The sequence below is a fragment of the Microbacterium sp. LjRoot205 genome (assembly GCF_056175745.1).
Window position 1 is genome coordinate 1 of the sequence record NZ_JBGFFH010000016.1, and the last position, 10,920, is coordinate 10,920.

The following is a 10,920-nucleotide window of genomic DNA, read 5'->3' on the forward strand; positions in this document are numbered from 1 at the left end:
CCCATCAGCGCCGAGACGATACCGGCGCCGCCACCGATCAGGATGACGCCACCGAGAATCCAGCCGAGCGCGCCGGCGTGCTCGCCGCCCTCACCCCGGCGGCTGTTGAAGAACATGCGGATCGCGACAATGACGATCGCGACGCCAGCGAGGGCGAAACCGATCCACTTGACCCAGGAGATAACGGTCGTGAAGCCGCCAGTCCCGGGAGGCTGCACGGGGCCCGGGTCCGGAATTTGGGCCGGAAGCAGTGCCGCTGCCGTGAGCAGGGTGTCAATCAGAGGCATTGGCCTCATCCTTTCTGTTGGGTGTTCGCGAGTGCGGTCAGCTCGTCGACGACGCGACGGACCTCACGCGGGGCGGCGGCCGAGTCGACTTCGCTCGATCGCCACGTCTCAATCCACGGCACCGTCCAGGTGCGCGCGTACCCGCCCGCGACGACCTGCAAGCGGTCGCGCAACGGGCGGGGAAGTCTGCCAGGGGCATCGGCCATGACGACAAGGCCGAGCAGGTCGACGCCCGGGACAAGGCGCGACGCCCACTGCTGTGCGGCCACCTGAGCAGCGGCCAGGCCCCGCAGGTTCGACCGAGCGACCACAACAGCGCGGACGACGCCACCGGCCTGCTGAGGCCAGTGGTGATCCGTGACGGTCGCTCCCGGGATCAGTGCGGCAAGCGTGGACTCACCCGCGCCACCGTGTGCACCGACGATCCAGAGAGGCGACCAGTGGCCGACGTACTGGAAAGGCAGTCGGTCGGCCGCTTCGGGCGCAGGCACGCCGAGCTGCGGAGCAGTCGGACCGGTCGGAATCGCTGACCGCTCGATCAGCGGCTCAACTGGCGTCGGCTCCACAGCTGGGCGACTGACCCACGGATTCCCTTCGCTCATCGTTATGACCCCCCCGATAATGAATTGTGGTCTCCCCCCCACACTAACCCATCTAGCACGATTGGAGCAAGATGAATATGTTTAGGTGTCTCCCCCCAACACCAAACCGTCTACCCATGTTTAGTACGTTCTGTTATAGTCTGGTGGCATGCGAACAAGAGAGCACCGTGTGATGGGCGGCCCCCACGACGCGCTCGATGCCCTCTTCGCGAATCTCCCTGAGACGTTGACGGTCAAGGAGGTATCCACTCTCGTGCGCAAGACCCCGCAGGGGGTCTACAGCATGCTCAAAGCCGGGAAGATCCCCGGCTACGAGGTTGCAGGTGGGTGGATCATCATTCGCGATGAGCTGAAGGACCAGATGCGGCGGGGGTCGACCCGGGAGCAGCAGACAACGGAGGACTGATTCATGCAACGAGTGTGGCCGGCGATCACGGCCGTAGCGCTAGTGGCGCTGACGGCCGTTGGATGCACGAACGCCAGCGATTACCCGAACACATACCCGACAGATACTTTTTCTCCGTCGGTCACACCCAGCATGCCGAACCCTTCCGGCCTCCCGACCGTGCCGCCCGGATACATCGACGAGGACACGGGGCAGACCATCGCCCCGGTCCCTGTCGCCACCTGGAGCGACACAGACCGAACCGCAGCGATCGAGGCGGCGGACGCGGCTATGGCCGCGTTCGCCCGCCCCGCGCTCGATCAGGACACCTGGTGGAAGGAGCTTTCCCCGCTCCTGACACCCCAGGCCCGCACCGACTACGCCTACGTGCAGGCATCCGTCGTACCCGCCAGCCGTGTCACCGGCAGCGGCTCGATCACCGATGACACCAGCGCCATGGTCGTGCACATCGACGTGCCGACCGACGTCGGCCCTTACACGCTCATACTCACGCGCCTCGACGGCGCGAGTCCCTGGCTCGTCGCCCGATTCACCCCGCCCGAGGGCGTGCGCTGATGAGCGACAACAACAAGAAGCTCGGACCCGTCGTCGCGATCCTCGTGCCGGCGCTCCTGCTCGGTGGCATCCTCTCCATCCCTCTCTTCGCCACGGCTGCACTCGCGTGCAACCCCGAGAGCGGGCCAGGAACCAGTGTGAGCATCGACCCCGATACCGTGCCGAACATCGAGGTCGGTGGGTATGGTCACGATCAGCTCGTGAACGCTGCGCACATCATCAAGGCCGGCGCAGACAAAGGTCWGGGCGTGCGCGATCAGACCATCGGCGTCATGACGGCGATGGGTGAATCCTCGCTCGTCAACATCGACTACGGCGACTGGGAGACGAACGGCGTCCGCAACCCGGACGGCACCCCCACGACCTCGATCGGCCTATTCCAGCAGCAAGACGGCTGGGGTACCCCGGCCGAGCGCATGGACCCGTACATCACGTCGACAAAGTTCTACGACGCGATGGTCAAGAAGGTCCCTGACCCCGAGCGACAGGCACTCRCGCCCACTCTCGTCGCTCACCGCACGCAGGTGAACGCCGACCCGTACCACTACGAGAAGTACTGGGACACCGCCGTGCAGATCGTCGAAGCCCTCGCCGGCGTCGACACCGGCCTCACCGAGGGCACCGGCGACCAGGTGTGCAACGGCGAAAGCCTCGTGCCCGGAACCGTCAACAAAGACGGCTGGGCCGCCCCCGCTGCCGGACCGATCAGCAGCAACTTCGGCCCCCGCGAACCCGTCATGACGCCCAACGGCCTCAGCAGCTCCTTCCACCGTGGAACGGACCTCGCCCCCGGCTGCGACGCGCCCATTTGGGCCGCGCAGACCGGCACCGTCGTCGCGACCGGGTTCGGCGTCGGATACGGAGGAAACGGCACCATCGTCATCGACCACGGAGGCGGGGTCGAAACCGTCTACCTCCACATGTACGCAGACGGAATCCTCGTCAAGGACGGAGACAAAGTCGTCGGCGGCCAGCAGATCGCCAAAGTCGGCAGCAGCGGAACCTCATCCGCCTGCCACCTGCACTACGAGGTCCACATCAACGGCGAAGCCGTCGACCCCGAGCCGTTCATGCTCGCAGTCGGCATCACCCTCGGATAGGAGACAAACATGACCAGCGAAGCAGCAAACTTCCCCCGAATCGAAGCCCTCACCCACGAGGACGGAACCGGTGCGCTCATCGTGCAGGGACGACGACACGACGTGACCACGCCCGATGTGCACCAGACCCGCGCCCAGCTCATGCAGCTCGCCGCCGACCAGGCCCGTGCACTCGGCCGGCCCGTGAAAGTCACGACAGGCGGCGTCGAGCCGACCTATCACCTGATCGTCGACGAACACGCACAGGTGAGCGAGGACACCAGCCCACCTGCCGCGACCACTACTCGAGGCGCGGCCCGCGCCGCCGCCCAGGACGTCATCACCGACGTCCCCGCTCCCACGGAAGCTGCGCCGCCTGCAGTCGCACCGTCGCCCGCTCCTGCAGTCGCCGCCGAACCGGCTCCTGCAGTCGATGTGCCGCCGCGGCCGCCGCTGCCCGCACCGACCGCAGCGCCGGCCCCCACAGTCGCACCAGAGGCCACAGGAGCGGCCGCCTGGACGACAGAGGCTCCCGTGACCCGTCGCGAGGTGCGCACGTCGTTCCTCACCCAGGAGCAGATCGAGAAGCCCGCGACGACGGGCATTCGCGGGGCGCTCACCCGTGCCGGCATCCGCATGGCACCCAGCGACGCAGAGCGCGCCGTGCGCGCCGACGAGCGCGCCGTGAGCCAGCACTGGCCTGGCCCCCGTACCATCGCCGTCGTCAACGGCAAGGGTGGCGCCGGCAAGACGCCCGCGACCATCCTCCTGAGCGCGACTTTCGCGCGGTACGGAGGCGCAGGCGTTCTCGCATGGGACAACAACCAGACCCGTGGCACGCTCGGCTGGCGCACCGAACAAGGTCCGCACGCCAGCACGCTGCTCGACCTCCTGCCCCACGCCGAACGGCTGCTCGGCACGGGCGCACAGGCGGCCGACCTCGCCCACTTCGTGCACCACCAGACCAGCGACCGCTTCGACGTGCTGCGCTCCAATCCCACCGCCCGGGCAAACGAACAGCGCATCACGCCGACCGACGTCGACGCGATCCACGCCGTCGCCGCGAAGTACTACCGGCTCATCTTCATTGACAGCGGGAACGATGAGAGCGACCCGATGTGGCTGCGCATGATCGACCTGGCAGACCAGCTCGTCGTCTCCACGACGACCCGAGACGATCACGCGGAAGCCGGCGCACTGCTCCTGGAGGACCTAGCTACACGTGACGCACGCTCCGCCCGTCTCGCGCGGGATGCCGTCACCGTCATCACCCAGGCCGATCCCAAGGCCACCCGTGCCGACATGCAGCACGTCGCCAACGGGTACAGCGCCCTCACGCGCGCCGCGGTGATGATTCCACACGATCCTGCCCTCGTCGACGGGCAGATCACCTACGAGAGCCTGCGACCCGCCACGCAGCGCGCATGGCTCGCTGCGGGCGCAGCGGTCGCCGGAGGCCTCAACGGAGCGCCGCGCGGATGACCGAAGCTCAGAAGGTCGGGACCTGGCCCCGCATCCAGGTCGAGATTCGATCCGAGGCCCAACACGTCTCTGCGGTGCTCCGCATCAACGGAGCACCGCAGGGCTGCGCCTCCCCGACCGTGGAGGGCATGCGGGCTGGCATCATCGCTCGCTGTGCCGCCCTCGCAGACACACTCTCGCGACCCGTCGCGGTCGACGTCGACGAGGCCGGACAGCGCTACCGCATCGCCGTGCGGCCCAACGGCGTCGTCCAGCCGATCGACACCGGCAACACGATCGCTGATGCGTCCCGACTGACCCCCGTCAACGGCCCGTGCCGGCAGTGCCAGCAGCTCGTCATCATCACCGCTGCCACGTGCGGCGCATGCGGCAGCGAACAGCCGTTGCGCGTGGAGCTCAGCGACACTCCCCCACGCTCTCCCGTTTCTCCGCCCCCGGCGACTCAGGCCACCGTGCCCGCCGCGATTGCCCCGGAATACCGCCGCACAGCTACGCCGCTGCCCGAGGTCGATGAGCACACCGTGTTCGTCCGCGCACCGCGGCCGCAGCTAATCGTGCAGCTCGACAGCGGCGAGACGATCACGACGCCGGCTCCGGCCGTTCTCGGCCGCAACCCCGACGCGATCGACGGGCACACTCCCGTGAAGCTCCCCAGCCCCGGCCGCGAAGWCTCGCGCACCCACGCGCTCGTCGACGTCGACGACGCCGGCAGGCTCATCGTCACCGACCACGGCTCCAGCAACGGCACATACGTCGACGGCCAAGCCCTGTCCCCCCACACGCCGACGATCATCGCCGCCAGCGCACGTCTTCAGCTCGGAGACACCACCGTGCAGCTCCAGAGCCGCACCGGCCGCGAACAACCCTCAACCCAAGGTTGACCCCCCCGGCGTGTCACTCTGACGTTAACCATTGGCATAGAACTACGCTCGCTCACATGGCCCCTCGTCGACGTCCTCGCGGCTCACTGGTAGACCCAGTGCCGCTCGGCTACGTCGTCGAGCGCAGCGCGAAAGAACGGCTTGACCGCCTCGCGGATCAAGCAGCTGTCTCGTCGGCCGTGATGTTCGAGCACATCATCGAGCACCTGGAGCTGACCAGTCGCGGCCTGCCCGTGACCTGGCCAGAGCAGGAGCTTCACGACGGGGAGCTGCCTATCGACGCCGCTTAACGAGATGAGGCCCGCCAGGGGCGGGCCTCGAAACTCGAAGTGCCTCATCTGTCGAAGTTTGGCGACAGGAACAGATGAAGGCGATGTGAGGAAGAACCGGCCGGGAGCCGGGGCTTCGTTGTACCTACCCATGCCAGGAAGGTGACTTCATCATAACGCCCAACGCCGCCTATTTCCACGCGCAATCGGCTCCGACACGCCGCGACGTGTCCCCCAAACGGCCGACAGGCCCCGCCGAGCCCGTGCACGACCGGTCAACCGTTGACCGGCCTCCGGCCCGCCGAGGAACCCGCGGGCCGCGCAACCGCGGCCGCGGGCTCATGCTCACGCCCCAGGAGGGCGTCTACGCCGCTGTGCCGGTCTGCCGGCCCTCCGACTGGCTGCACGCCGTGGAGTTCGCTCTGGCCCTCCCCAGCGTGGAGGCTCTACGTCGCCGTCTGCGCGTCGCAGGCCCCAGCACGGTACTTTCAGCCGCGCGGCAGTGGGCAGCCGCCGCAGACCGCTCCACAGGCCGCGACGTCGCCATTTCCCACGCCACCGTCGCTGAACGCATCGGCTACGCCGAAGCCACAGTGAAGCGCATCATGCGCTTCCTCTCCCGGCTCGGCCTCGTCGTCGAGTGCGCCCGCGGCCGCAACCGCCTCTCCCTCGACGAGCTGGCCGAAGCTCGTGCGCTTGGCGCAGAGCACCAGCGCGCAGCCGCCTCCACACGAGCGCTCACGATCCCTCACTCTGTGGACGGCACCCCCCTACCCCTCTCGGGACCAGTTAACGAAACCTCTCCCGTTACAGAGAACTCACCAAAGCGCGCCCGAGGCGCGCGAAAGGCCGGCGCTCCGCGCCGACCAGCTATGACAGGAGTGGTTGAGACGGTCGAGGCCCAGCCTCGTTGGCCGTTCGCGGTCCAACAGTTCGCCGCGCAGCTCGTCGACCGGTTGCCCCGGCTCCTGCGGACCCCCCGCGCGCAGCCGCAGCGCGTCTACGTGCGGACACCGAACGGTCGCAGCGACGCCGTGTGGATCGGCGGCCGCCACATCGGCCAGGTGTGCGACGCGATCGCCAGGCATCGCCTCGTCGAGCGCGGCTGGACCGCGCACCAGGTCCTCGAACACGTCGACCGCTACCGTGCCGGCATGCGGGCCGACGTCGAGCCGGCCGAGCAGCGCGATCCGCTCGCCTGGTTGTTCTGGCTCATCGGCAAGACGATCGCCGTCGACGAGCTGGCACCCCGCGCTCGAGCGGAGGCCGAGCGCGAGCGGCACCGTGTCGACTCCGCCGCTCGACGAGCTGCGGATGCCGAGCTACGCGAGCGCATCGCGGCCCAGCAGCCCGAAATCGACGCGATCCTGGCACAGATGCACCGCCAGTTCCCGCGCACCCCCAAGGTGCGCCGGCCCAAAGCCTGACCCGCCCCACACCGAGCGGCCGCCTGACCACCTGTGGACGACCCGAGCTGACGCGGGCTCCACTCGCCCACAAGGATGGACAGCCGACCTCAACACCAGGGGGACGGCCTGACGGCCGCAGATCCTTCGCGCCCTGCGGGGCGCCGTTTTTTACCGTGAAGCCTGCGGCAGTCTACGGTCGGTCACGCTCCACGCAAGCCCCGCGAGCGGGGCCGGCTCCCCCGAGACTTTCCGACACGCGGTCGCTGCGCTCCCTCACATCGCACCGGAAACTCTCWCCCCCACCGCACTCCGTGTTGACGCTGCGCACGCCCTCCCTGACCGGCACATTCGTGCCTTCACGGCAAAAAAACGTGGAGGGGAAAGGGATGAACATGACCACCACGACCACGCCCGGAACCATCGAGCACATTGACCCCCAGACCATCGACGTGGCGACGAACGTGCGCACCGAAGCCACCCTCGGGAAAGAGTTCGTCGACAGCATCCGCGCAAATGGCGTCCTCCAGCCCGTCGTTGCCTACCGCGACAGCGAGGGCGTGCACGTCCGCTACGGCCAGCGCCGCACCCTCGCCGCCCAGATGGTCGGCCTCGCGACCATGCCCGTCTACGTCGTCGACGTCGACGACACGGACACCGCCCAGCGCATCATCGAGCAGTTGGTCGAGAACGACCAGCGCGAAGCGCTCGGAGAGGGCGACCGACTCGACGCCTGGCGGCAGTTGGAGTTGGAAGGACTCAGCGCTACGCAGATCGCGAAGCGCACCGGCACCAAGCGCGACACGATCAAGACCGGCCTGACTGTCGCCTCCAGCGACACCGGCACGCGACTCGTCGCAGAGGTCGGGCTGACCCTCGACCAGGCCGCGACGCTGATCGAGTTCGAGGACGACCCCCAGGCCGTCGCTGACCTCACCGAGATTGCCGGGAGCCAGCCCGACTACTTCCCCGTCGCCGTGCAGCGCGCCCGCAACGAGCGAGCCGCCGCCGTGCTCCGCGAGAAGGTCGAGGCGGAGGTAGCGGCCAAGGGGCACCGCATCCTGTCGTCCTCCCCGAGCTGGGAGGAAGCGACCCCCTACCGTCTGCACCAGGTGACCGACGAGGGCGGCAACCGGATCACCAGCGACTACGTGGAGGGCAAGACCGGTATCGCGGCGCACGTCCGCGCGTGGGATGCCGAGCAGTTCGAGGTGACGTACTACGTCGACGACCTCGACGCCGCAGGGCTCATCCTCCGCCCCGGTGCCACCAGTGGCGCGGCGAAAGGCCCGATGACCGACGAGCAGAAGGCCGAGCGTAAGACGCTCATCGCCAACAACAAGGAATGGGACGCCGCAGAGGCGGTGCGCCGCGAGTGGGTCGCCGCGTTCCTGGCCCGCAAGACCCTGCCGAAGGATGCGATGAGCGTCGTCGCCACGATCCTGGCCACCGGAGGCTACGACCTCGGCCAGTCCATCGGACACGGCAACGGCCAGGCCCAGGAATTCCTCGGCGTCGAGCGCGGCTACGGCGACAAGCTGGCCGAATATCTCACCGCGCACCCGACCCGCGCCGCGCACGTCGCCGTGGCGATCGTCCTCGGCGGCATCGAGCAGCAGACCAGCCGCGACACCTGGCGCTCTCCCCGGAGCGAGACGGCGACCTACCTCCAGACGCTCCAGACATGGGGATACCCGCTGTCCCCCGTCGAGAAGATCGCCGCGATGCTCTCAGATGAGAGTTAATAGAGGCAATATCCCCATAAGAGCCAGCCGCCCCGCGCCACCGCGCGGGGCCATGCTGTGCCGCCACGGAGGTCGGCACAGCGACCGGGCCGCCGACAGAGGCCGGCCCGGTCTGAGACGACGGCGCTGCGCGCCGACTGTTCTCGAGCGCGCATCCGCGCGCTGACGTTTTTTGGCCTTGAAGCCTGCGGCAGTCTACGGTCGGCCACCCTCCACGCAAGCCCCGCTGCGCGGGGCCGGCTCCCCCGAGATTTTCGGGCACGCGGTCGCTACCGCTCCCTCTCATCGCACCCGAAATTCTCTCCGCCGCCGCCCTTCGGGTTGTCGCCCCAGGCGGCACTCCCTGACCGGCACATTCGTGCCTTCAAGGCAAAAAAACGAGGTGGAGAGAGGAACGAAGCATGCTGAGCATCACGCACACGCACGAGGCCGGAACGATCATCGAGGGCACTGCCAAGGGCGACGGGTCCGCCGCGATCTTGAAGGCGAACCGCTGGCGCTGGGGTCGGAGCATCGGCGCGTGGTTCGTTCCGAACAGCCGCGACCGTCTCCCCCAGCATCACGTCATCACCCGTACCGCCGCAGCTCTGGAGGCGGCAGGGTTCGAGCTGGCACCGCTGGAAATCGACCTCACGACCCGCAGCACGGCGGAAGTCGAGGCCGGGAAGATTGCCCGCCAGGCTGACCGCGTGGCCGCGCTCGACGCCAAGGCCGACCGGAAGGCCACCAACTCGGATGCCGCATGGAACAAGCACCTGAGCGACGTCGCGCGCCTGCCCGAGGGCGGCGAGCCGATCAAGGTCGGCCACCACTCCGAAGGCCGCCACCGCCGCGCGATCGACAAGGCACACAACAGCATGCGCCGGAGCATCGACGCCCACAACGACGCCGAGGAAGCCGCCCGCCGAGCCGAGGCCGCCGCACACACCACAGACGCCCGCTACAACCTTGTGACCGTCGCCAACCGCATCGAGAAGATCGGCGCTGACATTCGCCRCACCGAACGCCGGATTGTCGCTGACGTGTACGACCGGGAGACGGGATACCGCCCCGCGACGGATGAGCAGAAGGCCAAGCGGGCAGCCGCCTACGCGCCGCAGCTCGACGAGCTGCGCGACCAGCTCGCCTACTGGGAGCAGGTGCGGGCCGACCAGATCGCCACGGGACGCGCGACCGGATACAGCCGCGACAACATCGCCAAGGGCGACGCGGTGAAGGTCCGCGGCTACTGGCACAAGGTCGCCCGAGTGAACGCCAAGACGGTCAGCGTCGAAACCGCCTACAGCTGGACCGATCGCGTCACCTACGCCGAGATTCAGGACCACCGCACCGCCGAGCAGATCACCAAGAACTAATAGAGGCATAAGGGATAAGGGAGATACGACCATGAACACGACCACCGCTACCCCAGCCGCTCAGACCGTCGAGCCGGGAACGCCGTTGCACTGGTTCCTGGAGGTCTGGAGCGGCGACGCCGCCGCCGACGTCGCCAAGGCGCTCACTTGCACCGAGGTCGACGCCCTCGCCGGTCTGCTGCGCTCCTGCGGCCGTACCGCGGCCGCGCTCGAATGGATCAACGCCCACGCACGGAGCGACGAGGAAGGCGACGCGCACCACCGCACGCCCGCCGAGGCGCTGCGCGCCGAGTTCGACGAGCTCGCGGCATCCGTCCCCGGCCTCGACCTCTGCGAAGAGGACCCCGAGACGTTTGGATACGGGCACCTGGTGTTCTACAAGCAGAACGAGGATGCCCGAATCGGGTTCACCGAAATCTGCGACCGTGCCAGCGACGACCCGGAGCGCGAGGTTACCGGATACGAGTGGCTGGCCGATCGCCGCGGCGCAGACGGCGTGACCGTGGTCACCGCATCCGGCAGTGCTGCTCTCGACGACCTCGACACCATCACCGCGGCCGCGTGGACGTGGGCGACCCAGTAGGCCGCCCTAGCCGTGCCCTCCGGGGCACGGCGCGAGGGGAGCAACCCCCTCACACTCCCCCGGCGCCGCTGCGCGTCGGGGCGTGCTCCCCTGCGGGTCGCCGGTATTCATCGGGCTTCGGGCATCGTTCCTGACGCTCCATCATTGCCGCCGCGGTCCTCCACACAAGCCCCTCCGGGGCCGGCTCCTCCAAGATTTTCGCCACGCGGTCGCTACGCTCCCTCACATCGCGACGAAATTCTCTCCCCCGCCGCCTGCGGTTGTGTTCCG

The 10,920-nt window shown here is 68.3% G+C and carries 12 protein-coding genes; 10 read left to right on the forward strand and 2 right to left on the reverse strand.

Translation table 11 applies throughout. The features are described from left to right. Positions 1–287 (reverse strand): hypothetical protein (locus AC04ME_RS18870; RefSeq protein WP_475436557.1); only part of this gene is annotated, 287 nt, incomplete at its 3' end. 5 nt (positions 288–292) lie between these two features. Continuing rightward, positions 293–889 (reverse strand): DUF6668 family protein, encoded by a 597-nt coding sequence (locus AC04ME_RS18875; RefSeq protein ID WP_046746564.1) that lies wholly within the window; start codon positions 887–889, stop codon positions 293–295. Between the two features lie 148 nt (positions 890–1,037). On the opposite strand from AC04ME_RS18875, the gene AC04ME_RS18880 reads away from it, so the two are divergent. The 10 genes from AC04ME_RS18880 (at position 1,038) to AC04ME_RS18925 (ending at position 10,650) form a co-directional block, all read left to right on the forward strand. Then, positions 1,038–1,295 carry a helix-turn-helix domain-containing protein gene (locus AC04ME_RS18880; protein ID WP_156172583.1) on the forward strand — a complete coding sequence of 86 codons (258 nt, stop codon included), beginning with the start codon at positions 1,038–1,040 and terminating at the stop codon, positions 1,293–1,295. A gap of 132 nt (positions 1,296–1,427) precedes the next feature. After that, positions 1,428–1,850, forward strand: a complete 423-nt coding sequence (locus AC04ME_RS18885; protein WP_052748592.1) for a hypothetical protein — start codon at positions 1,428–1,430, stop codon at positions 1,848–1,850. Further along, positions 1,850–2,950, forward strand: a complete 1,101-nt coding sequence (locus tag AC04ME_RS18890) for a M23 family metallopeptidase (RefSeq protein ID WP_475436561.1) — start codon at positions 1,850–1,852, stop codon at positions 2,948–2,950. Before AC04ME_RS18885 ends, AC04ME_RS18890 begins: the two co-directional genes overlap by 1 nt. Positions 2,951–2,959: 9 nt before the next feature. Further along, positions 2,960–4,411, forward strand: a complete 1,452-nt coding sequence (locus AC04ME_RS18895) for a MinD/ParA family ATP-binding protein (protein ID WP_046746567.1) — start codon at positions 2,960–2,962, stop codon at positions 4,409–4,411. Next, the gene (locus AC04ME_RS18900) at positions 4,408–5,292 is read left to right on the forward strand and encodes an FHA domain-containing protein (RefSeq protein WP_475436563.1); all 885 of its coding nucleotides are present in this window, start codon (positions 4,408–4,410) and stop codon (positions 5,290–5,292) included. The genes AC04ME_RS18895 and AC04ME_RS18900 overlap by 4 nt, the downstream gene beginning before the upstream one ends. A gap of 98 nt (positions 5,293–5,390) precedes the next feature. Then, positions 5,391–5,582, forward strand: a complete 192-nt coding sequence (locus tag AC04ME_RS18905; protein WP_475436565.1) for a hypothetical protein — start codon at positions 5,391–5,393, stop codon at positions 5,580–5,582. Positions 5,583–6,433: 851 nt separating this feature from the next. Next, positions 6,434–6,988: a hypothetical protein gene (locus tag AC04ME_RS18910; RefSeq protein WP_156172584.1), complete on the forward strand. Its 555-nt coding sequence runs from the start codon at positions 6,434–6,436 to the stop codon at positions 6,986–6,988. 368 nt (positions 6,989–7,356) lie between these two features. Beyond that, the gene (locus AC04ME_RS18915) at positions 7,357–8,712 is read left to right on the forward strand and encodes a ParB/RepB/Spo0J family partition protein (RefSeq protein WP_046746608.1); all 1,356 of its coding nucleotides are present in this window, start codon (positions 7,357–7,359) and stop codon (positions 8,710–8,712) included. 401 nt (positions 8,713–9,113) lie between these two features. Then, positions 9,114–10,067: a DUF3560 domain-containing protein gene (locus tag AC04ME_RS18920; RefSeq protein ID WP_475436567.1), complete on the forward strand. Its 954-nt coding sequence runs from the start codon at positions 9,114–9,116 to the stop codon at positions 10,065–10,067. A gap of 31 nt (positions 10,068–10,098) precedes the next feature. After that, positions 10,099–10,650, forward strand: a complete 552-nt coding sequence (locus tag AC04ME_RS18925) for a hypothetical protein (protein ID WP_052748594.1) — start codon at positions 10,099–10,101, stop codon at positions 10,648–10,650. Positions 10,651–10,920: the final 270 nt, after the last annotated feature.

Coding starts and splice junctions, on each gene's coding strand:
- AC04ME_RS18895 (WP_046746567.1), top strand. CDS start 2,960: ATGACCAGCGAAGCAGCAAACTTCCCCCGAATCGAAGCCCTCACCCAC.
- AC04ME_RS18885 (WP_052748592.1), top strand. CDS start 1,428: ATGCCGAACCCTTCCGGCCTCCCGACCGTGCCGCCCGGATACATCGAC.
- AC04ME_RS18925 (WP_052748594.1), top strand. CDS start 10,099: ATGAACACGACCACCGCTACCCCAGCCGCTCAGACCGTCGAGCCGGGA.
- AC04ME_RS18910 (WP_156172584.1), top strand. CDS start 6,434: ATGACAGGAGTGGTTGAGACGGTCGAGGCCCAGCCTCGTTGGCCGTTC.
- AC04ME_RS18915 (WP_046746608.1), top strand. CDS start 7,357: ATGAACATGACCACCACGACCACGCCCGGAACCATCGAGCACATTGAC.
- AC04ME_RS18880 (WP_156172583.1), top strand. CDS start 1,038: ATGCGAACAAGAGAGCACCGTGTGATGGGCGGCCCCCACGACGCGCTC.
- AC04ME_RS18875 (WP_046746564.1), bottom strand. CDS start 889: ATGAGCGAAGGGAATCCGTGGGTCAGTCGCCCAGCTGTGGAGCCGACG.